At 64.8% G+C, this 23,126-nt stretch carries 14 protein-coding genes; 2 read left to right on the top strand and 12 right to left on the bottom strand.

Annotation, left to right across the window (positions count from 1 at the left end; all coding sequences use genetic code 11):
* Positions 1-17: 17 nt before the first annotated feature.
* From zorA to WG898_RS04765, 9 genes are all read right to left on the bottom strand, one after another.
* Positions 18-2,006, bottom strand: a complete 1,989-nt coding sequence (gene zorA, locus WG898_RS04800) for an anti-phage ZorAB system protein ZorA (RefSeq protein WP_339601634.1) — start codon at positions 2,004-2,006, stop codon at positions 18-20.
* Between the two features lie 36 nt (positions 2,007-2,042).
* On the bottom strand, positions 2,043-3,299 hold the full coding sequence (locus WG898_RS04795) for a restriction endonuclease subunit S (RefSeq protein WP_339601633.1): 1,257 nt from the start codon (positions 3,297-3,299) through the stop codon (positions 2,043-2,045).
* Positions 3,292-4,749, bottom strand: coding sequence for a class I SAM-dependent DNA methyltransferase (locus WG898_RS04790; protein WP_339601632.1), 1,458 nt, complete (start codon positions 4,747-4,749; stop codon positions 3,292-3,294). The genes WG898_RS04795 and WG898_RS04790 overlap by 8 nt, the downstream gene beginning before the upstream one ends.
* Positions 4,750-4,805: 56 nt before the next feature.
* Positions 4,806-5,114, bottom strand: a complete 309-nt coding sequence (locus tag WG898_RS25295) for an EF-Tu/IF-2/RF-3 family GTPase (RefSeq protein WP_444718908.1) — start codon at positions 5,112-5,114, stop codon at positions 4,806-4,808.
* An 84-nt stretch (positions 5,115-5,198) separates the two neighbouring features.
* Positions 5,199-8,678, bottom strand: coding sequence for a type I restriction-modification system endonuclease (hsdR, locus tag WG898_RS04785; protein ID WP_339601631.1), 3,480 nt, complete (start codon positions 8,676-8,678; stop codon positions 5,199-5,201).
* A gap of 375 nt (positions 8,679-9,053) precedes the next feature.
* Positions 9,054-9,992, bottom strand: coding sequence for a transporter substrate-binding domain-containing protein (locus tag WG898_RS04780; protein WP_339601630.1), 939 nt, complete (start codon positions 9,990-9,992; stop codon positions 9,054-9,056).
* Between the two features lie 115 nt (positions 9,993-10,107).
* Positions 10,108-11,025 (bottom strand): diguanylate cyclase domain-containing protein, encoded by a 918-nt coding sequence (locus tag WG898_RS04775; protein ID WP_339601629.1) that lies wholly within the window; start codon positions 11,023-11,025, stop codon positions 10,108-10,110.
* Positions 11,022-16,772 (bottom strand): PAS domain S-box protein, encoded by a 5,751-nt coding sequence (locus WG898_RS04770; protein WP_339601628.1) that lies wholly within the window; start codon positions 16,770-16,772, stop codon positions 11,022-11,024. Before WG898_RS04770 ends, WG898_RS04775 begins: the two co-directional genes overlap by 4 nt.
* 105 nt (positions 16,773-16,877) lie before the next feature.
* Positions 16,878-18,368 (bottom strand): NAD-dependent succinate-semialdehyde dehydrogenase, encoded by a 1,491-nt coding sequence (locus tag WG898_RS04765; RefSeq protein WP_339601627.1) that lies wholly within the window; start codon positions 18,366-18,368, stop codon positions 16,878-16,880.
* Positions 18,369-18,516: 148 nt separating this feature from the next.
* Here WG898_RS04765 and alaS point away from each other — a divergent pair, with 148 nt between their 5' ends.
* Both alaS and WG898_RS04755 read left to right on the top strand, forming a co-directional pair.
* Positions 18,517-21,144, top strand: a complete 2,628-nt coding sequence (alaS, locus tag WG898_RS04760; RefSeq protein ID WP_339601626.1) for an alanine--tRNA ligase — start codon at positions 18,517-18,519, stop codon at positions 21,142-21,144.
* A gap of 78 nt (positions 21,145-21,222) precedes the next feature.
* A complete protein-coding gene (locus tag WG898_RS04755) occupies positions 21,223-21,924 on the top strand; it encodes a YecA/YgfB family protein (protein WP_339601625.1) in 702 nt (233 codons plus the stop codon).
* Positions 21,925-21,936: 12 nt separating this feature from the next.
* Here WG898_RS04755 and WG898_RS04750 read toward each other — a convergent pair whose 3' ends face one another.
* From WG898_RS04750 to WG898_RS04740, 3 genes are all read right to left on the bottom strand, one after another.
* On the bottom strand, positions 21,937-22,419 hold the full coding sequence (locus WG898_RS04750) for an SET domain-containing protein (protein WP_339601624.1): 483 nt from the start codon (positions 22,417-22,419) through the stop codon (positions 21,937-21,939).
* A gap of 160 nt (positions 22,420-22,579) precedes the next feature.
* Entirely contained in the window at positions 22,580-22,876 is a 297-nt protein-coding gene (locus tag WG898_RS04745; protein WP_339601623.1) for a hypothetical protein, read from the bottom strand.
* A gap of 38 nt (positions 22,877-22,914) precedes the next feature.
* On the bottom strand, positions 22,915-23,126 hold a 212-nt coding region (locus WG898_RS04740), incomplete at its 5' end, for a hypothetical protein (RefSeq protein WP_339601622.1).

Genomic DNA, 23,126 nt, shown 5'->3' with positions numbered 1-23,126 from the left:
CTCAGGCACCCGGCGGTTCAAGCAGGCTGCGGCATGTTGTCCACCACATCGCCCAGGTCGCGAATCGCGTCCTTGAGGTAGCCGGTGGCCTGCGCAAGTTCCTGATGGAAGCTCCGATTGCCCTCCCGCAGGGTGGTCTCCATATGCTTGGCAAACTCGGCATGTGCCTGGCCCAGCACCTCGGAAACGGATCCAAGGTAGGCATCCGCTTCAGTGGCGGCCACGCCCAGCGTCTGGCTGGCCTGCTGCAGCTTGCTGACCAACTGTGCCGTCATGGAGCCCTCGCGTTTGGCCGTTTCGATGGTTTCGCGCAGATCGCGCACCATGCTCGCAAGCGCATCCCGCACGGCCTTGTGCTCGCCCAGGGCCTGCTGCGTCGCGCCAAGCGCCTGGCTCAAGGTGCCCGTGGCTGCATTCAGGCTCCCCAGCGATTTCGACATATCGCCGGAGGCAGCCTTCATGTCATTCAGGCGGTCACCCAGCGAATTGCTGGCCAGGTAGAGCTTCTCGGCCCCGCTGCCCATGCGCTCGATGTTGTTGTGCGTGCTGGTCTTCAGGCTGCTGATGGCCTCGCGCATCGCCGTAGCGGCGGACTCGACCACATCCGCGAGATCATCGACGGCGTCCACCTGTGCATTCAGCAGCTCGCCCGTGCGCTGGGCCAGCGACGCCTGCTGCTGGGCATGCTCCTCCTGAGCCGCATGCGACTGCTGCTGCAAGCCTTTCAGCAAGGCACTGGTGCTGTCGCCCAGCTCACGCATCATGCCCAGCGTCAGCTCGGCGGATTCCGCCTGCCCCTGGGCCACATTGGACTTCAGCTGTTCGATGAAGGCGCGCATCTGCTCATTGGCTTCGGTCTGGCGGGCCTGCATCTGTTGCAGGTTTTCGTCCATGCGCCGCGCCATTTCATCAACGGCGCCGGTCCCTGCCTGCTGAATCTGACCGGCCAGGGCGTCAAAGCGCTGGGCGGCCTGGGCGATGGTGTTGGCCGTCTGCGCCAGCATGTCGTTGACGCCGCGCATTTGCTGGCCAAACATGCCCTCCATCTGACCCATGAAGCCCGACAGCACATCCGTCAGCAACTTGTTGACCGCATCACCCTGGTTGCCGCTGACGCTTTGCACCGCATCCGAGATGCGCGCCAACGGTTCCTTGAGCCCCTCGCTGATGCTGGTCGTGATGGCCGTGCCCAGCTGCATGCTGTTGGCGTTCATGGTCGCGATCTGCTGCTGGGTGAGTTCGCTCAGCACTTGCTTCAGATCGGTGACCAGCGACTCCTTCATCTGCATGGCCTGAGTCGCCGAGGTCTCGCTGGCCTCCACCAGACGCTGCAGATACTCCTCCCCTGCGCCCGCATCGAAGAGGCTGTCGATCAAGCCGCAGAGCCGCTCCACCTGCGTGTAGCGGCCGTTGATCATCAGCTTCTCGATGGTGGTGACCAGCATGGCCAGGCATATCGCCGCACCCGACACCATGAAAGCACCGCCCACGCTGTCAAGCAGGCTCTTCAGGCCGGCGCGCACCTTGCCGGCGTCGTCCGAGACATCAAAGCCGCTCAAACCCAGGATCAGGCCCGTGAAGGTGCCGATGATGCCCAGGCCAGTCAAGATGCCGGGCAGGTGTTTGTAGAACTCGGTGCGCAGCGGCGCATCCACCAGGGTCTGCTCGGTGAAGTACACGTTCGCCAGCGCCGTCTGCCGCCAGCGCACCACTTCCATCATGCCCATGGCGTTCGCCTGCTTCTGGGCATGCAAGGTGTCGCGAAACTCGCTCCAGCAATGCAGCAGCGCGGACTGGCTCATGACCTCGCGCTCGACCCTGTCCAGGTCGAGCACGGGGCCGGCGGCCTTGAGTGCCGCCAAACGGGCGCTTGCCACGGCCAGTTGCTTGCGCACACGCCACGCCGGGACCAGGAACTGGAACAGAAAGAACAAAGCTGCCAGTACCAGCAGCCCCCCTACGCCCCAGTGCACGATCGCGCCCAGGACTTCTTTGTTTTCGTACATGCTGATAGATCTCGGTCAGAAGGGTGAAACAGAGGGTCAGGTCTTGACGGCAGCCCTCCCACGCTTGGCTTTGGGGGCAGTTTCACGCGACGCCGCGAGGCGCTTCAGCAGCTCGCTGGCGGGCTCGTCATTCGGATCCTGGGGCACCAACTCGCCCCGGAACGCCTTGGCCAGCAGGGCCGGGGTCAGGCGTTGCGCCGCGGTCTGGGCGGCTTGCAGACGGGCTTCGAGGCGGTCGGCGTAGGCAAACAGAAGTTCGACGCGGCGGACGATTTCGGCCTGGTCTGCGGGCACAGGAAGGCTGAATGGCAACGGGTAAATCTTCTGCCCAGAAATCACAGGCTGGGCCGTTGAAGCGGTGTTTTGACGCAGATCGGTGCCGCGAAGGCCGTAGTAGAGAAAGTCCCGCGACACGACCTGTTCGTCAAAGCGGACGATGAGGGCGTTGTCGGTCACCCACGCCGCTGGTGGTGTTAAATGAACGCTGCCGCAGTAGTACCCCACCCTCCCGATCAAGACCTTGGGCTCGGCAATATTGCCAGTGTCGTGATACCCGTTGATTCCGTTCCCACCGAACACAGGCACCGAGCCGGTCCGCATCTCCTTCGCCGTGAGGCCATCGCCGGACGACACTCGAATCACGTCTCCCAGCGAGACCATCTTTGGGTCGGCCAGGTTCCTTGATACACGCCACTCCTCCGTCAACCTGCCCGACGTGGCCGCCGCCAGCACCGATTGCCGGAAGCGCTTGAGCAAGGGGGCGACGCGGGCGAGGCGGTCGTTCACCGCGTCTACGCGGGACAGCACGGTGTCGAGTTTGTCGGCGATGCGGCGCTGCTCAGTCGCGGGTGCGACCGGCACGGGGAATTCGGCCACCCTCTTTGGCTGAGCGCGAGTCAATGAGCCACCGACCCCAGTGACATCAGCACAGATCAACTCGCGAAATGCTGGAGACGCGAAGTAGCGCTGGAAGTACCGAGCGTCATGGCCTGGGGCACTGAACCCGATCCACTCTGACGATGCGACCTGTCGCTCGCCACAGCTTGGCCCAACATGCCAGACTCTGTTGATTCGCGGGTTGATCTTGCAAACAAGCACGTCGCCAGGAGCCACTAGCTGCTTGGTGGAGCCAACGGTAGATCCGAGTACGCGCTCCGGCTTCCTAGCGGGGAACGCCGGCACGCTGTAGAGCTCGAACGGCTCATCCGGGTAGGACGCCGGATCGATGGTCTTTGTCTCGAACAGGTTGAGTGAGCCGAAAGTCGTAACTTCCCATCCGACGGGCTTACTCATCCACCTCTCCCAGCTCAGCCAAGATGGCCTCCAGCTCCTCGACAGCGGCATTCAGCTCATCGAAAGCCTCCCTCGCCAGCACCGCTGGCTCCGGCAAACCCGCAGCGTCCTCGGCGTTCTCATCCCTGAGCCAGGCAATGTCCAGGCTGTCGCCCTTCTCCTTCGCGATCCAGTCACGAGTGAAGCGGCGAAAGCGCCCAGCCTCGCCCTCGTCGGCACGCTCACTCTTGCCGTTCGGGTCTTTGCCGAAGCAATCCTCGAACTCAGCGAAATGCGCGCGCGCCAGCGGCGAGCGCTTGCCAAACTTCGGCGCGTTGGCGCGCATGTCATACACCCAGACCTCCTGCGTGCTGCCAGTGGCCGCCTGGCTGACCTTCTGGAAGAACAGCACATTGGTCTTCACGCCCTGGGCGTAGAAGATGCCGGTGGGTAGGCGCAGGATGGTGTGCAGGCGGCACTTGTCCATCAGGTCGCGGCGAATCTCCGCACCCACCCCGCTCTCAAACAGCACGTTGTCGGGCAGCACCACGGCCGCACGGCCGCCGTCCTTCAGATGACGCACGATGTGCTGCAAGAAGGCCAGCTGCTTGTTGCTGGTTGCGTAGGTCAGATCATCGCGGGTGGGGCCGCCGCCGCCCTTGGCGGTGCCAAAGGGCGGGTTGCTGAGGATGATGTCGCTCTTGGGCAGGCTGCTGCCCGCAGAGCCCAAGGTGTTGCCGATGTGGACCACGCCCTCGTCGTCACCCTCCATGCCGTGCAGCAGGCAGTTCATCAGCGCCAGCCGGCGCGTGCTGGAGACCAGCTCCATGCCCAGGTATGCCTTGTTGCGCTGGAACCTGCGCTGCTTCTCGCTGAGGTTGTAGAGGTCGTCGGTCTGGCCGCGGATGTAGCTATCCGCGGCGATCAGAAAGCCCGCGGTGCCCGCGGCGGGATCCTGGATGGTCTCGCCGGCCTGGGGCTTGACGAGGTGAATGATGCTGTCGATCAGCGGCCGGGGCGTGAAGTACTGGCCAGCACCGCTCTTGGTCTCGTTGGCGTTCTTTTCCAGCAAGCCTTCGTACAGGTCGCCCAGGCCGTCCTGCTTGGCGCTGAACCAGTCGATGGCATCCAGGCTCTTGATCAGTTGCTCCAGATGGCGTGGCTCCTTCAGGCTGGTCTGCGCATCGGCATAGATGGCGGCAATCAGCGGGTCCGGGCTTTGCGACAGCTGCAGCAGGCTGCTCTTGTAATGCGTCAACAGGTTCAGGCCGGAACGGCCGGTGAACTCGGGCCAGCGGGCATAGTCAGGCAGCTTGTGGGCCTGCAGGATGCCGCTCTCGGTGTTCTCGTGCTCCATCTTGATGAAGAGCAGCAGCACCAGCTCGGTGACGTAGTCGCTGTAGTTGATGCCGTCGTCGCGAAGTACGTCGCAAAGGCTCCAGAGTTTCTGGACGATGTCGGAAGTGGTCATTTGTTGAATTGGAAGCGCGCCCTAGAGATCTAGCTACAACAGCAATCAATTGACCACTAAATCCGTGTCAAGACGGTGCGCGGACTGACGTGAGAGAGATCCTGATTCCGGAACAGCAGGCCGACGGTTTCTGTAGCGTAAGCTTCATCCACAAACTGCCTGTTAATTTCAATTCCCTCCACAGAAATATCATGCGAAGCTCCCTGCAATCGCAACAAATCGCCCACTCGGACAACACCTGTCATAACGCTCACAATTAGCACTGTTCCGCGGACGGTTGACGTATCTGCGTCGGGTATAACAAAGGCGTCCTCCACACTGGCCGTGAACGCAGATCTGAGTAGCGTGGAAATCGCAGTTTGCATGTTTCGTTGGGACTATTTTTGTTGACCAAGGTGTACGAGCACACAGGCTACTGGCGACTCAACTCGCCGATCAGGCAATCGGCTTTACGCTGCGGCGCCCCAAAGGCCCTCGCACATTCTGGCCATTACCACGTCGAGGTCTCCCCCGAGCAGCCTATTTAGTTGCTTGGCGCCGCCATCCTGGGCAAAGGCGCTGTTCACAAAGGCGGCATCCATCACCACCTCGTGAACCAGCTGCTTGGCCAGGCGATCCAGCCAGCGGCGCTGCATGGGCGACCAGCTGCGCATGGCGTAGATGCGCTGCATGGCCTGCATCACGCGTTGCTCAAACGGCACCATCGCCTCGCCCAGGGCGGCCTGGCGAATGTAGCCGACGATGCTGGCGGCAATTTCCTGGTTGGTCTTGCTGCGCCAGGCAGCTTTCAGATTGGCCTCAGAGAAGCCATGCGCATCCAACAGCAAGCGCACCTGCTTCAGCTGCTCGCGGGTCAGATCTTTCGGCCGCTGAACCACCGCGGCCAAGGCGGCTGACTGGTTGATCTGCTGGCGGATGAAGTCGCCAAAGCCGTCGAGGTAGTCCTCGGGCTTCTTGTAGGTACCCCAGCTCTGCTCACGCGCCACAAGTTCATCGGCATGGTTGGACAGGATGGGCATGTAGGCGGTGCCCAACAACTCCTGCACTTCCGCCAGCTGGGTCAACAGCCGCGTGCTGTGGCGCAGAAAGTCCGCCGCCGCCTTGGGGCCATGCTGCTGGCCCAGCTCGTGAAGATGCCGGTGCAGTTGATCCGGCGGCATACCCCACTGCTGCTCCAACGAAGCCAGGCGCTCCCGCAGAAGCGGGCGTTTCTCGGCACTGTGGGTGGCCTTGCGCAGCACGCGCATCAGCTTCTGATTGAGCTGATCCAGCACGTCATGCGCATGAGTGCGCCCCTGGCCGCTGCCAGGCGCCTCGTAGCTGGCGGGGCTGTTCAACTCCTTGATCAACTGTTCGATGCTGACCTTCGGATCCTTGACCAAGGGCTGCATGGTGTTGACCTGCTGCAGCGATGCATAAAGATCCACGGGGTCATAGATCTTGAAGACCGTCTTGCCGATCTCGTCGCAGCGGCGCGTAGCGCGGCCAATCATCTGCTCGTAAAGAATGCGCGAGCGCACCCGGCGCATGAAGACCAGATGGCAGATGGCCGGCACGTCGATGCCGGTGGTCAGCAGGTCAACCGTGATGGCGATGCTGGGATAGCGCTCGTTCTTGTAGAGCCGGATCAGCTGATCCACCTTGTCTGAGGCACCCGTGATCTTGCGCACGGCGGCCTCGTTGTATTGCTCGCCATGGACGGCCTTGAAGGCATCGTCCAGCAGGCGCTTGACCATGTCGGCATGCGCATCGGTGGCGCAGAAGATCATGGTCTTCTCTTCGCCGTTGGGGTCCAACTCCTGGGCCAGCTGCTCACAGACGACACGGTTGAAGTCCTCGCTGATCACCCGCTTGTTGAAGCTCTCCAGCTCGAAGTGCAGCTCATCGTCCAGCTCGGCCGCTTGAATCTCGCCCGTGCCGAGATTGATGGCCTCCACCGACTGGCCCTTGGCAAAGTGGATGCCCTGCCGGCTCAACAGGGTTTCATAGCGTATGGGCGGCTCGTGGTCGATCAACCAGTCGTCCGCCACGGCTTCGCGATAGGAATAGGTGTAGACGGGCTTGCCAAAGATCTCCGAGGTATGGCCTGCCGGCGTCGCCGTCAGGCCGATCTTCACAGCGTCGAAATAGTCGAGCACGCGGCGGTAGCTGGACAGGTACTGCGCCTGGTCGCGCAATGCCAACTCACCCTCGGTCATCTCCTGGTCCAGCGCGTAGCCCCGGTGGGCCTCGTCCACGATGATGCAGTCGTAGGCATCCACGCTGGGGGCGGCGTCGCCGTTGAACACGCGCTTGACCATGGCCTGCACAGTGGCCACCTGCACCCGCGTTTCGGCTTCGGCTGCCATGTCACCCAGGTCGGCGATGTTGTAGATCTTGGAGAGGGGCTGGTTCTGCTCCAGGGGGGCCTCGTTGAAAGCGTCCATGGCCTGATCGCCAAGCGCCGTGCGGTCCACCAGAAACAGGATTCGCTTGAATCGCTCGGCCTTCAGGAAGCGGTACATCAGCCCGATGATGGTGCGCGTCTTGCCGGTACCCGTGGCCATGGCCAGCAGGCATTTGGCTTGCCCACCGGCCAGGGCCGCCTCGACCGCCTGGATGGCACGTTCCTGATAGTCGCGCAGGCGCAAATACGCAAAGCCCTCCTGCTGCAATCGAGCCTCGGCCGCGGCCTTGTCGCGTTTGAGCTGGTCCAGCAGGCCGCCAGGTGAATGAAAGCTCGGCAGGGCGCGCTTCAGGTTCGAGGGGTGGCGCAGATCGCGATGCCAGGTTCCGCTCGCCTCAGGGCTCTGCTTGACCAGCGGACGGCCGTTGCTCGAATAGGCGAACGGCACATAGAAGTGCCCGCCCTGTCCGTCTGGCCAAGGGCCTTGCAGCCCCTCCAAGGTCCAGGCCGGCACATGCTCGGCCTCCAGGGGCATGCCGCGGGCGTAGCGCTCGGCCTGATCGACTTTGCCGGCCACGTTGACGTTCAAACGTTTGGCTTCAACGGCAGCAAGCGGGGTCAGACCGGCAAAGAGCATGTAGTCGGCACTCTGCTTGCCCTGCGTCGGCCACTCCGCAATGGCGCGATTCCGGTTGCGCTCCGGACGCACACCCTTGGCGTGGGTCAAGTTGACGGTATCGGCCTCCCAGCCGGCATCCATGAGCTGCTGGTCGATGATGAGCCGCGTTGCAGCCTCATCCATCTGCACCTTCTTGGCGGCCTGGTTGGCGCGTTCTGCGAACTCAAGCACTTCGGCCTGGCTGGCCTCGCGCGCAGGCCCGCCCACCTTGGCATCAAACTCGGTCTTCAGGGCCGCGTAGCGCTCGCTGGCCTCCACGGCCAGGGCCTCATAGACCTCGCGCTCTTCCTGGGCGCGCTGAGCCATCTCACGCTCTTGAGCGGCCTGCGCCTCCAGCAACTGAGCAAGCTGGATCTGGCCGCTCCGCGCCGACTGAGCGTTCTGGAGCTCAAGGCTGAGCTCGGCAATCTGGCTTTGGAGCTTGGCCAGCTTGCTGCTCGGATCGTCAGGAAGCACAAATGGCCCCGGCCTGAAGTCAGCCCGTTTGCCAAAGGTGCGATGAAACCAGACCGCAACCTCCCGTGCGATCTTCAGCGTCTCAAGCCCCTCGCGGTAGCCGATGTCATGCTCAAGCTCGTGGGCGGCAGCGTTGCCTCGCCGGCGCAGCAGGTGGAACATCTGGCGCACCTGGGGGTCCAGCCCCAGCCGGCCATCCACGGCACGCAGCAACTCAGCTTGGCTCGGTTGCTGCAATCGGACGCCCAGTCGGGCAGCAATCTCTTGTGTGAGGGCTTCACCAAGAAGCCTCAGCTTGAGCACACAGCTCGCGGGATCGAACGGAAACAGCTTTTCCGCTGTTGCGCCCAGATCGGCAAGCAGCGGCGCATGTTCGGCGAGAAAGCTGAAGTTTGAGGGGCTTCCCATGTCCTACCCTGGGTTTGCTCTTGTCGGCAGTGTCGTGTTGCACGCCGTTACTTATGGGATGAGCATACCAAGGCGCACAGAGGCAAAAGGGCATGAAACACCCTAACTACGTCAGTTTTCACTGACATCGCACAAAAGCCCTTCATGCCCAGCCTATGGGGTGGAGCGCGATCTGTTTGCGGACATCGGTGAGGCCGCATCCAGCCGGCGTGCATGCAGACGGCTGGCAGGCCAATAAAACGCCGACCACTGCTACAAAGTCGTGCTACAAATGGCCGTTCAACCCGGGTGCTGTAGCGGGCACCGAGACATGGAGCGGGTTCCCATCACCCGCTCCAGCGCCATGCCCTCGTTGAGACCCGGCTGGCGACTCGCTCAGCGCCCGGGGTCGAACCACCAGGCCGGTTTGTCGGCACCCAAGTCATGCGGCAGCAGCGGATTCGCGATTTCGAATAGGCGGCGCTTGTTGAGCTGCAAGCGCTCGACGAGATCGCCGAACTCTTGTCTAAACAGGCGGTCCAGCGTGCCGTCTGCGGCGATCTGGCGCATGCCCAACTCCACTCTCGCGTGGTAGCGCCGGCCGATGTCGGTACGGGGGAACCAGAAGTACACAGCCAGTGGGTAATGCAGGAGCAAGTCTTGCTCCAGGGCCATGTCGGGGAACCGGCTCCGATTGGCCGCCAGTTCCGCCTCTACCTCGATGACGCCGCGGCCCAGGGCATCGAAGCGCCGTGACATGAGCATGGCGAACAGCGCCTTGTAGCTGCTCGCGCCCACCACCTTGAAGCCGGCCGCCCGGTAAATCTCTACATCGTCCCAATCAGCCTGCTGGCCCATCGAGAAGCGCCGCAGCTGATCCAGCGTGCGTACCTGAGAAAACAGGGCTTGCTCGGGCGCGCGGATCAAGAAGACGCGATAACCCAGCAGGCCTTTCTCAACAGGCACCTTGACCGGCAGCAGGCGCTGTTCGAGAGACACGGTACTGTCCAGCACGAGGGTGTTGATGAGCCCGCCCGGTTTCTGCATTTCCAGCAGTTGGCGCGACTCGTTCATATGGGCCACCGACTCGAGCACATAGCCGCCGTGGCTCACCCGCGTGGCCTCCAGGGCGGCGCGCAACACGCGCCAGTGGTACTCATAGCGCTGGTCCTCGCTGCTCTCCGGCCCATTGTGGACGAAGCGCCAGTCCAGCTCTGTACCTGCAGGCGCGGCGGCCACCGCCATCAGGCCACCCAGGCTCAAGCAGGCCCCAGCGATCAAACGCCGCAGCCCCAAGCTCTTGCTCCATCCCAGCCTGAGCACCATCTTGCACATGGCCGCGCATTGTGCCTGCTCGAAGGCACGGGCACATCGGCCCAACTGCCGCTCCAGCTGTCCGGCATGCGGTGACAGCCCATCACCCGCGCCACGCTGTTCGAAACGCCGCCGTTCAGCTCTCGCAACACGAGGCGCGCGCCCGCCCACCCTGCTTGGCGGCATAGAGTTGCTGGTCGGCCACGCTCAGCAACAGGGCCGGCTCGCCACCGGGCTGCGGATGGCCGGCGGCGCCACCGACGCTGACGCTGACGGTCTGGCCCAGCTCGGACTGTGCATGGGGCAGCGCCAGGGCGCGCACCTGGCTCACCAGTTGCTCGGCCACGGTAAGCGCGCCCGCCAGGTCGGTGTCTGGCAGCAGGCAGACGAACTCTTCGCCGCCGTAGCGGCACAGCAGATCGCCGGGGCGGCGCAGGGTCTTCGCCAGGGTCTGGGCCACGCGGCGCAGGCAGTCGTCTCCGGCCAGGTGGCCATAGCAGTCGTTGTAGCGTTTGAAGTAGTCCACGTCCACCAGCAACACCGCCAGGCTGCCGCCGCTGCGGCTGCAGCGCTGATACTCGATCGGCAGCAGGGTGTCGAAGTGGCGGCGGTTGTAGACCCCGGTAAGGCCGTCCAGGTAGGCCAGTTGCCGCAGCAGATCGCTCTGTGCCTTGAGCGTCAAATGGGTCTTGACGCGTGCGCGCACTACCGCCGGATTGAAGGGCTTGGAAATAAAGTCCACCGCACCCAGCGCCAAGCCCTGCGTCTCGGCCTCAGCCTCGCGGTGCGCCGTGACGAAGATCACCGGGATGTCGCGCAGCGCCGGATCGGCCTGCATGCGCCGGCACACCTCATGGCCGTCCATGCCGGGCATCTGCACATCCAGCAGCACCAGGTCGGGCATCACTTCGCTGCAGACCTTGAGGGCCTGGGCACCCGAGGTGGCCATGAAGACCTGGTGGTCGGCCGCGAACAACTGATGCAGGGCCTGGATGTTGATGGGCTGGTCGTCCACCAGCAGCAGGCGGCGCCTGGGCGGGTTGACTTGGCTCATGACGAATGTTCCCCGGCCAGCGCGCGCCAGGTCTCGCAAACCGCCAGGGCGGCAACAAAGTCGAGGTTGGCCATCGCCTCGTCGAGCCGTTCCAAGGCCTCGGCATGGGCCCGGCGCCAAGCCGCCGGCAGTTCGGCACGCCACTGGCTGCAAGCATCCAAGGCCGCCAGATCGGAGGCGCGCAACAGCCGGATCAAGCCATCCAGGCCGGCAACAGGCGGGCCGGCATCGCCCGGTTCCGGCTCCGCATCGGACTGGGCTGCCCCCGCTGGCTGGGAGCGCGCCTGCAAGGCCTCGGCATGGGCCAGCAAGGCGCGCGCATCGGCCTCGATCTGCTGATGCAGCGCATCCAGCCATGCCGCCTCGGGCAGCTGCCCCTGCTTGGCGAGTTGCTCGCCCTGCGCTCCCAGGGTGGCCAGGCGCGTGGCGCCCAGGGTGGCAGCCAGGCCCTTGAAACTGTGCAGCGCCTGGGCCACGGCCATCGCGTCCGGCGCGGCCCGCAGCTCGGCGGCCAAGGCCAGCGACTGTTGCAGGAAGGTGCGGCTCATGCGCAGCAGCAGCTCGGTCTTGCCCATCAGACGACCCAGCGCATCGCGCAGGTCCAGCCCCTGCGCCTGCGCCTGTGCCTGCAAGGCGTCATCGATCAGGATCGCCCCAGCAGGCGGCGGCGTCATCGCTGTGCGGACCGGCTTGTGCCCGGTGAGCTTGCACAGCCAATCCACCAGCTCCTGCATATCGAAAGGTTTGCCCACATGGGCGTTCATGCCGGCCGCCAGACAGGCCTCGCGGTCTGACGCCATCGCATTCGCGGTCATGGCCAGAATCGGCAGCTCGGCCAGGCCCAGCTGCTGGCGTATCAGGCGGGTGGCGGTATAGCCATCCATCACAGGCATTTGCACGTCCATCAGCACGGCATCATAGCCACGCGGTTCGGCCTGCAGCAGCTCCAGGGCTTGCTTTCCATGCTCGGCCAGGCACACCTGCGCGCCCTCGTCTTCCAGCAACTCCTGCGCCACCTGCTGGTTGTTGACGTTGTCCTCCACCACCAGCAAACGCAGCCCCTGCAAGCGCGGGCCGGTTTGCGTGGGCTCGGCCACCGCCTCGACGTCGCCGCCGCTCAACTCGTCCACCAGCTGGTTGAGCATGTCCGCGCTGATGGGCTGGCCGTGCGCGTCGGCCCGGCCGCCGTGGCGTGCCTCGGCCAGCACCGGCAGGCTGACGCTGAAGTAAAAACGGCTGCCCAGCCCGGGCGCGCTCTCGAGCTTGAGCTCGCCGCCCATCAGTTCTACCAGACTGCGACTGATGGCCAGGCCCAGCCCGGTGCCGCCGAAGCGCCGTGTGGTGGAGGCCTCGGCCTGGGTGAAGCCGGCGAAGATGCTGGTCTGATGCTCGGGCGCAATGCCGATGCCGGTGTCGCGCACCGCGAACTCCAGTTCCTGGAGCTGGCTCTCGCGTCGCAGGCAACGCACCGATACACGCACCTCACCCCGCGGGGTGAATTTGATGGCGTTGCCACCCAGGTTGTTGAGCACCTGCTGCAGCCGCAGCGCGTCGCCCTGCACCAGCTCGGGCAGTTCCGGGTCCAGTTCGAACAGCAGATTCAGCGGTTTGGCGCCCACATTGGCGGCGAGTATCACGGCCAGGTCGCGTAGCAGATGGTCCGGGCGGAAGGGATGCGGGTCCAGGGTCATCTTGCCGGCCTCGGCCTTGGAGAAGTCCAGGATATCGTTGAGCAGGCTCAGCAGCGAGCGAGCCGCGCCCTCGGTTTTGCCCGCATAGTCGCGTTGGCGCGCGTCCAGACCGGTCTTCTGCAAGAGCTTCAGCATGCCCAGGATGGCATTCATGGGCGTACGGATCTCGTGACTCATATTGGCCAGGAACTGGCTCTTGGCGACGCTGGCCTGTTCGGCCGCGATGCGCGCTTCCTGCAGGCTGGCCTCGTACTCCTTTTGGCGCGTGATGTCGATGAACACGCCCAGATAGCCATAGCGCGCACCATCGCGACCACGCAGCTCGGTGACCACGCGCATGACCTGGAACTGCTGCCCATCCTTGCGCACATAGCTGCTCTCCAGCTCGCAATTGAGCTGGCTGGGATGGACCAGAGCGGCAAAGCCACTGAGCGATTCTCCGGTCTCGCGCGATACCCGCTCGCCCAGAGCGCGCAGGCCTTCCTGGGGGATGAAGGCCGCCGAGCTGAGCTTGCCCACCGCCTCCTCGGCCTTGTAGCCCAGCATCTGCTCGGCGCCCCGATTGAACACGGTGATCTTGCGGTCCAGCCCGGTGGCCACGATGGCCACCTTGGTGGTGGAATCCAACACCGCGTTCAGCAACGCCACGGTGCGCGCCAACTCCTGAGCGGCGCGGCGCTGTTCGGACACATCGGTGTAGGTGGACACGAAGCCCAGTCCGCTGACCGGGGCGCTGCGCACCTCCATACACCTACCGTCCGGGCGCACGCGCTCCCAGAAATGCGGACGCTGCAAGGCCTCGCGCACCCGCATGCGCGCCATCTCGACCGCCTCGCTCTCACCGATCTGGCCATAGTCGCCCGCACGCCAGCGGTAACGCGTCAATTCATCCACACCAAAGCGTTCAAGCCCACACAGAGCCGGCTCCGACTCCAGCTCGTAGAGTCGGGTGTACATGGCGTTGTGCAGCACCACCTGCATCTGCGCGTCGATCACGGTGAGTCCGCAAGGCAGGTTGTCCAGCACCACGCGCAGCAGCTCGTTGCTGCGCTGGCGATCGGACTCCAGGCGCTTGCGCTCGGTGATGTCGACATAGGTGGTCACGAAGCCGCCGTCCGGCATCGGGGAACCGCGCACTTCAAGTGTTATGCCATTCGGCCGGGTGCGCTCCAGCTGGTGCGCCTCGGGGTGACGGGCTCGTTCGACGATGGCGTCGATGATGGGGTCCAGGTTTTCGTGCTCACCATATTCACCGCGCTGCGCGTTGAAACGGATGATGTCTTCAAAATGCGTCTGCGCTCCCTCGAACAGCTGGTCCGGGAAACCCAGCAGATCGCGGAACTGCTGGTTGTGCGCCACCAGCACGAGGTCGCCGTCGAACACGCTGAGCGCGCAGGGCAGGTTTTCCAGCACCGAACGCAGCACGCTGTTGTTGCGTCGGGTGCGGGCCTCAAGCTCTCGGCGCGCCGTGACGTCGTCGAAGGCGCCGACCAGGCGCACCGCCTTGCCATCGGCATCTCGCACCACTTCACCCACGGCGCGCAACCAGACGAAGCGTCCCAGTGCCGTGGTCAGGTCCAGCTCGATATCCCAGCTCTGGCCCTCGTGAATGGCCAGGTACATTGCATCCTTGAGTTGCTGTTGGTCGCGCTCGGCGAAATAGCTCAGCGACTGCTCAAGCGTGATGCTGCCGGGTTCGAGGTCGAACAGCCGCCAGCAGCCGGCCGACCAGGTCAGCTCCTGGCTTTCAATGTCCAGCTCCCAGCCGCCGACACCGGCCAGCCGTTCGGCACGGCTGAGCAGCGACTTGCTTTTGCGCAGGCTCTCCTCGGCGAGCTTGCGCGCCGTAATGTCCAGATGCGTGCCGGAAATCCATAGCGGCTTGCCGTCTTCGGTGTGCGAGCTCAGCTTGCCGCGCGACAGCACCCACACCCAATGTCCGTCGCGATGCTTGAGGCGCAGTTCGGCCTCGTAGGCCGGCAACTCCCCTTCCAGATGACGTTTGGCAATCTGGCTCGATTCGCGCAGGTCAAGCGGATGCACATGGCTGCGCCAGGTGTCGAGGCTGATGGGTTGCAACTCCTCCAGCCGGTAGCCGATCATCTCGGCCCAACGCTCGTTGAGCACGACCTCGCCGGTCTGAAGATTCCACTCCCAGGTGGCGGCGTTGGTGCCCTCGATGATGTTGCTGAGCCGCTCGCGCTCGCGCTGCAACTCCCGGGCCGCCATGCGGCTGGCGGTGATGTCATGGCGGATCGAAACATAGCGATCTATCGTGCCGTCCGCCCCGAGGATGGGCGCAATGATGCTGTCCACCCAGTAGAGCGAGCCATCCTTGGCGCGGTTGCAGATCTGCCCGCGCCAGGAGGCGCCGCTGCTGATGACACGCCATACCGTCTCCCAGAACACGGGTGGCTGCACATCCGACTTGACGATGCTGTGTTTGCGCCCCAGCAGCTCGGCCTCGCTGTATTGACTGATGCGGCAAAAGGCTTCGTTGGCGCTGATGATGACGCCTGCGGCATCGGTGATGGAGACGATGGCGTGCCTGCGTATGGTGTCCAGCAGCGATTCGCTCTCGCGCATGGCGGCGGCCAGGCGCAGCTCCTGCGCCTTGCGCTCGCTGATGTCCAGCGCGATCTCGATGAAGCCGCTCAACTCCCCTTGCTCGTCGCGCACCGGCTGGATGTCAACGTCCACCCAAAAGAGACTGCCGTCCTTGCGGCGGTTGCAGACCTCCCGGTGGCAACCCAGCCCGGCCCGGCCGGCCTCGGCAAAGGCGCGCTGTACCTCGGCGTCGGAACCAGGGTGGCTGAAGAGTTCGTTGGGGCTGCGACCCTGTGCCTCCTGCGCGCTGTAGCCCGTCATGCGCGTAAAGCCTTCGTTGACCCAGGTGATGCGCAGTTGCCTGTCGGTACAGATCACCGCATTGGTGGTGCGCTCGGCCACCATGGCAAGGCGCTGTAGATCCTGGTTGAGCTGCCGGGCCAGCGACTCGGCACGCCGGCGCCCCACCGCCAGCAGCCACACGGTCAGCGCCAGCAAGGCGCCCAGCAGGCTGCCGCCGCCCAGCACCCACCACGGCGCCGCACCATGCAGGCTGCGTTCGAACTGCGCCGAGGGCCGCAGACTCAGCAGCAGTTCGCGTCCGCCAAAGGCCAGCGTCCTGTCGACGGACAGCTTGGATGGTCGATCGGCCAGCTCGGGCGCCGAATCAAATAGCAAATGCTCCGCGGCGGCGCGCCCGCCCTCGTAGATCCGCACGGCCAGCATCTGCTCGGCCGCCTCCGGCAGGCCGGCGAACAGTTCGGCGGCGATGATGGGCGCATACACAAACCCGATCAAGGCCCGCTCGCGCTGCTCCGGCCTGATGGGATCAGCACCACGCCGGTAGATTGGTACCAGCAGCAAGAAACCCGGTCGGCGCAGTTCGTCCTGCAGCAATGTGATGCTGCCCGTGAGCGCGTTTTGGCCACCGCGCATCGCCCTCTCGACGGCCTCGCGCCTTACCGGCTCGCTGCCCAGATCCAGCCCCCACGCGGCCATATTGCTCGCCAGCGGCTCGATGTACTTGATGACGAACATGTCCTCGGCAGTGCCGCTGGTGCGCACCGCGAAGGGCATGCCGGCCTCGCGACGCACCTCGGTCTCGAACATGACCAAGTCGGAGCGCGCCACCCGCTGCACGAAACCGAAACCATGGATGCCGGGGAATTCCTTCGGCAGGTCACGCGAGGCCACATAGGCCCGAAATTCGTCCCGCGTGACCGACTGGCTGGCCGCAAAAACGCCACGCGCGCCATGCAGGCCATACACCGGCAATGCCAGCCTACGCTCCAGTTCGAGCTCGACACGCTGGGCATGCCGGTCGAAGCGTTGCTTGGCATCGCGCCAGTTCTGCTCGTCCACCCAGAGCGCGCCCCAGGCGCTCAACACCACGCAGGTGATCAGCACCAACAGCGCCAGCACCGAAGCGCGCGACGCATCGACAAAGCGCAGGCTGCGCAGCCAGGCACCGAAAGCCACATGGACGCCGCGATCGCCCTCCCCCATCATCGCCCCTTCAGCGCATTGAAATGACTCCGGCAGTCTATGCTTCGATCGCGGTCGCAAGGCGCCGAGAAGCACTGCAAAGCGTGGCCTTAGGCCGCGATGCCTCAGTCACCTCTGGATGTCGCCGAGGCAGAGGTACTTCAGCTCCACATAGTCCTCGATGCCGTGGCGCGAACCCTCGCGACCCAGGCCCGACTGCTTGACGCCGCCAAACGGCACCTCGGCGGTCGAGATCAGACCGGTGTTGACGCCCACCATGCCGTACTCCAGCGCCTCGCCAACGCGGAAGATACGACCGATATCGCGGCTGTAGAAATAGCTGGCGAGGCCGAACTCGGTGTCGTTGGCCAGGGCGATGACCTCGGTCTCGGTCTGGAAGCGGAACACCGGCGCCACTGGGCCAAAGGTTTCCTCGCGCGCGCACAGCATCTCGCCGGTGACGTCGGCCAGCAGGGTGGGCTCGTAGAACTGGCCACCGCCCTGCCCCTCGGCACGCTTGCCGCCGGCCACCAGGCGCGCGCCCTTGGCGAGGGCATCGGCCACATGGCTCTCGACCTTGGCCAGCGCCTGCGCGTCTATCAGCGGCCCCAGGTTGACGCCGGCCTCGAAGCCATTGCCCAGCTTGATGCCCGCCACCTTGGCGGCCAGCTTGGTGACGAAGGCGTCGTAGACGCCCTCCTGCACATAGAGGCGATTCGCGCACACGCAGGTCTGGCCGGCGTTGCGGTATTTGCTGGCCATCGCGCCTTCGACGGCCGAGTCCAGATCGGCATCGTCGAACACGATGAAGGGCGCGTTGCCGCCCAGTTCCAGCGAGAGTTTCTTGATGGTGGGCGCGCATTGGCGCATCAGGATGCGCCCCACTTCGGTGGAGCCGGTGAAGGAGAGGTGGCGCACCACATCGCTTTCGCACAGCACATGGCCGATCTCGATGGAGCGCGCGGCATCGCCGGTCAGCACATTCAGCACCCCGGCGGGCATGCCGGCGCGCTGCGCCAACTCGGCCACCGCCAGTGCCGACAGTGGCGTCTGCTCGGCCGGCTTGATGATGACGGTGCAGCCGGCCGCCAGCGCCGGTGCGACCTTGCGCGTGATCATCGCGATGGGGAAGTTCCAGGGCGTGATCGCCGCGCACACGCCCATCGCCTGCTTGATGGCGATGTAGCGCTTGTTGTTGTCGGTGGTGGGGATGGTCTCGCCATAGACGCGCTTGCCCTCCTCGGCAAACCAGTCGATGAAGCTGGCGCCATAGGCCACCTCGCCGCGTGCCTCGGCCAGCGGCTTGCCCTGCTCGGCCGTCATGATGCGGGCCAGGTCTTCGCTGTGTTTGATGAGCAGCGAATGCCAGCGCATCAGGATGGCCGCGCGCTCCTTGGCGGGCTTGTTGCGCCAGGCCGGCCAGGCCGCGTTGGCGGCGACCACGGCCGCCTCGGCATCGGCCGCGCCCAGATTGGCCACCTCCGCCAGCAAGGCCCCGGTGGCAGGGTCATGCACCGCGAAACGCGCGCCGCCGGTCACCCACTCGCCATTGATCAGGCTCTGGGTCTTGAGCAGGCTGGCATCATCCAGGGCGGCCAGGGGGGTGGGCTTGCTGTCCATCGAAAACTCCATCGATCGTCAGGGGTTGGAGCCAGCACTCTACCCCGCCGCCCGAGGCGGCCGGGCCAATGCCCGCCCCTATAATCAACGGCCCCCAAAATCAAGCATTTACCCCAGTATCACTGAGGGTCGAAGAGAAAGCCCCGGAATGAAAGCAGCCGAGATTCGCCAGACATTTCTGAAGTTCTTCGAATCCAAGGGTCACCAGATCGTGGCGTCCAGCCCGGTGGTGCCCGGCGACGACCCGACGCTGCTGTTCACCAACGCGGGCATGAACCAGTTCAAGGACGTGTTCCTGGGCTTTGACAAGCGCGCCTATACCCGCGCCACCACCAGCCAGAAATGCATTCGCGCCGGCGGCAAGCACAACGACCTGGACAACGTCGGCTACACCGCGCGCCACCACACCTTCTTCGAGATGCTGGGTAATTTCAGCTTCGGGGACTACTTCAAGCACGACGCCATCAGCTATGCCTGGGAGTTGCTGACCAAGCACTTCATGCTGCCGGCCGAGAAGCTGTGGGTGACCGTCTACGCCGAGGACGACGAAGCGTTTGACATCTGGAACAAGGTGGTGGGCGTGCCGGCCGAGCGCATCGTGCGCATCGGCGACAACAAGGGCGGCCGCTACATGTCCGACAACTTCTGGATGATGGGCGATACCGGACCTTGCGGCCCCTGCACCGAGATCTTTTACGACCATGGCCCCGAGATCGCCGGCGGCCCCCCGGGCAGCCCCGATGAAGACGGCGACCGCTATATCGAGATCTGGAACAACGTCTTCATGCAGTTCAATCGCACCGAAGACGGTGTGATGCACAAGCTGCCCAAGCCCAGCGTCGACACCGGCATGGGCCTGGAGCGCCTGGCCGCGGTGCTGCAGCATGTGCATTCGAACTACGAGATCGATACCTTCGTCGGCCTGCTGGCCGCGGCCAAGGCGGCCGTCGACGGCGCCGGTGCACAGGACTGCGACAAGGACAGCGCCTCGCTGAAGGTCATTGCTGACCACATCCGCGCCTGCAGCTTCACCATCGTGGACGGCGTGATCCCCGGCAACGAGGGCCGCGGCTATGTGCTGCGCCGCATCGCCCGCCGCGCCATCCGCCATGGCTACAAGCTGGGCGCGCGCACCCCCTTCTTCCACAAGATCGTGGCCGAGCTGGTGAACCAGATGGGTGATGCCTATCCCGAGTTGCGCCAGGCTCAGGCCCGCGTCACCGAGGTGCTGCGCCAGGAAGAGGAGCGCTTCTTCCAGACCATCGCCAACGGCATGGAAATCCTGGAAGCCGCCCTTGCCGGCGGCGCAAAGCAGGTTGACGGCGAAACCGCCTTCAAGCTGCACGACACCTATGGCTTCCCGGTCGACCTGACCGGCGACGTCTGCCGCGAGCGCGGCGTGACGGTGGACCAGGCCGGCTTCGAAGCCGCGATGAACCGCCAGCGCGAGCAGGCCCGCGCGGCCGGCAAGTTCAAGATGGCCCAGGGCCTGGAGTACCAGGGCCAGCCCACCGCCTTCCACGGTTATGACCATCTGGTCTGCGAGACCTCGGTGGTGACGGCCGTGTATGTGGATGGCGTGGCTGTGGCCGAGGCCAGGGCCGGTGACGATGCCGTCATCGTGCTGGACCACACGCCCTTCTACGCCGAGAGCGGCGGCCAGGTGGGCGACAGCGGCGAGCTGCGCAACAACAGCAGCCGCTTCGCGGTGGAGGACACGCTGAAGATCCAGGCCGATGTGTTCGGCCACCATGGCCGCGTGCTGGAGGGTGCGATCAAGGCCGGCGATGTTTTCGTTGCCAAGGTCGATGCCGAGGCCCGCGCCAGGACGGTGCGCAACCACAGTGCCACGCACCTGATGCACAAGGCCTTGCGCGAAGTCCTGGGCGCCCATGTGCAGCAAAAGGGCTCGCTGGTGAATGCAGAGCGCACCCGTTTCGACTTCGCGCACACGTCACCGCTGACGGCTGACGAAATCAAGAAGGTCGAGGCCATCGTCAACGCCGAGATCCTCGCCAACGCTGGCGCCAAGGCCGAGGTGATGGCACTGGACGACGCGCAGAAGAGTGGCGCGATGATGTTGTTCGGCGAGAAGTACGGTGAGACGGTGCGCGTGCTCTCGATCGGTTCCTCCAAGGAGCTGTGTGGCGGCACCCATGTCAAGGCCACCGGCGACATCGGTCTCTTCAAGGTGGTCGCCGAGGGCGGTGTGGCCGCTGGTGTGCGCCGCATCGAGGCCGTGACCGGTGACAACGCCTTGAGCTACCTGCAGGGCCTGGAAGCTACCGTGCAGGCAGTGGCTGGGACGTTGAAGGCTGCGCCCGCCGAGTTGGAAACGCGCGTGCATGCGGTGCTCGACCAGGTGCGCGCGCTGGAGAAGGAGCTCAGCGCCGCCAAGAGCAAGCTCGCCTCGGCTCAGGGCGACGAACTGCTGGCTCAAGCCGCGGAGGTCAAGGGCATGAAGGTGCTGGCCGCCACGCTGGTGGGGGCCGATGCCAAGACCCTGCGCGAGACCATGGATAAGCTCAAGGACAAGCTCAAGACCGCCGCCATCGTGCTGGCCGCCGTCGATGGCGACAAGGTCCAGCTGGCCGCCGGCGTGACCGCCGACAGCGTGGGAAAAATCAAGGCTGGCGAGCTGGTGAACTTCGTCGCGCAGCAAATCGGCGGCAAGGGCGGCGGCAAGCCCGACCTCGCCATGGCCGGCGGCACCGATGCCAAGGCCCTGCCCCAGGCCCTGGCCGGCGTGCAGGCTTGGGTAGCCGGCAAGCTCTGATCCGATAGACAATCACTTCAGCAAGGGCCCCCGGTTCAAGCGGGGGCCCTTGTTCTTTCTGTAGCCAAGGAAACGCGCATGAGCCAAGAGACCGACCACGACAACGCAGAGCGCCTGGCCGCCCTGCTGAACATCCTGGCTGCCGCAGTGGAGGACGATGAGGACGCCGTACCCATCGACACGCTGGACGGCTATATGACCGCGCTGATCTGCGGCCCCGCCGACGCCTCGCCGCTGCAGGCCATGGACGCGCTGTTCGGCGAAGACTGGCCGGCCGTGCTGGAAGAGCGCGAGGCGGTGGATGAGTTCATGGAAGTGCTGCACGAGCGCTGGAACGAGATCGCCGAGGCGCTCGATCCCGAGGCCCTGATGGAGAACGCCGACGCACTGCGCCTCTCGCCGCTGATCACCGAGTTCGACGAGGCCACGCGTGCCTCCCTACTCTCGCAAGGCGTGCTCACCGCCGAGCAGCTCGACGAGCTGCCCGCGCCCGGCGTGATGTGGGCCGAGGGCTTTATGCAGGCCGTGGACGACTTCGAGGAAAGCTGGTACGCCCACGACGCCGAGGGCGAGGCCGGTCAGATGCTGGACTCGCTGCTGATGGCCATCGCCGCCGTGGCCATGCCGGCCGGCGAGCAGCGCGAAGCGTATATCAACGAGGCCTACGAGCCCGAGGACGAGGTGGACCAGGACGTGCTGGTGGACGATGCGCTCTACGCCGCGCAGGATCTGCGCCTGTTCTGGCTGCAAGCACCCGCCGGCACCCAGCTCAACTCCTGAGGGACCCGCAGATCACAACCTGCCGCTGCAATTCGGTGCACCGCAGCGGCAGCGCAGCCGCCCCTCGTGGTGGCTCTCGCCGTAATGGGCGGTGAGTTCCTCGCCCGGCTCGATATCGCGCAGCGCATAGAACTCTGCCCGACCCTGGCGGATGCGCAGCACCGCGTTGGGGCTGCAGGAATGGTTGATGAAGCGCATCACGCCCGCGTCATGCGTGGCGTCCACCGCGCGCCTGCTGCTCAGCTCGACCACATGGATGCGCTCGCGGCCCTTGATGCGGCGGCGCGCCTCGGCCACCGAGATCAGCTCGCCGCGCATCTCGCCGATCTTGCGGCGCGCCGGAATGGCCTCGTCGGCAAACAGGCCCTCACCATCAATTTGTGAAGGCCCGGCGTGAAGCGCAAACTTTTCCGCCGGCTGCGGCTGCCCCCTGGGAATGCGGGATGGCGCCGCGACGGCCGCGGCTGGGTTCGGAAGTTCGGTAAGGCGTGGCATTTGGTCCGGGGCGCTGGCTTACGGCATTATGGAGCCCCTTGCCCACGGCGAGGACAAGCGAGCTGCCATTGACGATACACCGCGCGCCCGTGCCAGCGACGCCAACCGAGTTGACGCTGCGAGATAGCCAGCATGTGGACATGCCTGAGGCAGAGCGAGCTCAGATCGGCTTCACCACCGGGCGTGAGCCAAACAGCACCGCCATCGGGTTGTACGAGGCCTCGGGCTGCAGACGCTGCCCTTCTACCAGCACACGCGGCAATTGCTGCACGCTTTGTGCCTCGGTGCCGCGCGGTAGCGTGGCTTCGGTGCCGGCACGCTTGCCGGTGATGACCAGCCGTGCCAGTTTGACGACTTCGCTGGCCTGCGCAACACCCGGCGCCAGGAAAGCCACGCTCAATGCAGCAATGCTCAACACCCGTGCCGTCCCGCGTGAGCTGATGATCTTCTGCAACATGGCTTCCCCCATTAACGTATTGGGCGAAGTATCTGAAGTCACGCGCCTGCCTGCCACGGGAAGGTGACGAACTGCCGGCTTGCATCCCTGACTTGCGCTGCAGGGCGACGAATTGCTATGCCTTTTGGCCAAGCTTTCACACCAGGCACGCGCTGCACGGAGAAGACAGAATCGAACAATATGCCGAGGTTGATTGCCACCCCAAAAGCAAAAACCCTCCGACTCATAAGAGGCGGAGGGTTTGCTTTGG

It is taken from the genome of Paucibacter soli (assembly GCF_037482845.1).
Classification (GTDB): Bacteria; Pseudomonadota; Gammaproteobacteria; order Burkholderiales; family Burkholderiaceae_C; genus Paucibacter_B; species Paucibacter_B soli.
The sequence above is the reverse complement of the archived record's forward strand: the minus strand, read 5'-3'. Positions and strand labels throughout refer to the sequence as shown.

Coding starts and splice junctions, on each gene's coding strand:
- zorA (WP_339601634.1), bottom strand. CDS start 2,006: ATGTACGAAAACAAAGAAGTCCTGGGCGCGATCGTGCACTGGGGCGTA.
- WG898_RS04795 (WP_339601633.1), bottom strand. CDS start 3,299: ATGAGTAAGCCCGTCGGATGGGAAGTTACGACTTTCGGCTCACTCAAC.
- WG898_RS04790 (WP_339601632.1), bottom strand. CDS start 4,749: ATGACCACTTCCGACATCGTCCAGAAACTCTGGAGCCTTTGCGACGTA.
- WG898_RS25295 (WP_444718908.1), bottom strand. CDS start 5,114: ATGCAAACTGCGATTTCCACGCTACTCAGATCTGCGTTCACGGCCAGT.
- hsdR (WP_339601631.1), bottom strand. CDS start 8,678: ATGGGAAGCCCCTCAAACTTCAGCTTTCTCGCCGAACATGCGCCGCTG.
- WG898_RS04780 (WP_339601630.1), bottom strand. CDS start 9,992: ATGTGCAAGATGGTGCTCAGGCTGGGATGGAGCAAGAGCTTGGGGCTG.
- WG898_RS04775 (WP_339601629.1), bottom strand. CDS start 11,025: ATGAGCCAAGTCAACCCGCCCAGGCGCCGCCTGCTGCTGGTGGACGAC.
- WG898_RS04770 (WP_339601628.1), bottom strand. CDS start 16,772: ATGATGGGGGAGGGCGATCGCGGCGTCCATGTGGCTTTCGGTGCCTGG.
- WG898_RS04765 (WP_339601627.1), bottom strand. CDS start 18,368: ATGGACAGCAAGCCCACCCCCCTGGCCGCCCTGGATGATGCCAGCCTG.
- alaS (WP_339601626.1), top strand. CDS start 18,517: ATGAAAGCAGCCGAGATTCGCCAGACATTTCTGAAGTTCTTCGAATCC.
- WG898_RS04755 (WP_339601625.1), top strand. CDS start 21,223: ATGAGCCAAGAGACCGACCACGACAACGCAGAGCGCCTGGCCGCCCTG.
- WG898_RS04750 (WP_339601624.1), bottom strand. CDS start 22,419: ATGCCACGCCTTACCGAACTTCCGAACCCAGCCGCGGCCGTCGCGGCG.
- WG898_RS04745 (WP_339601623.1), bottom strand. CDS start 22,876: ATGTTGCAGAAGATCATCAGCTCACGCGGGACGGCACGGGTGTTGAGC.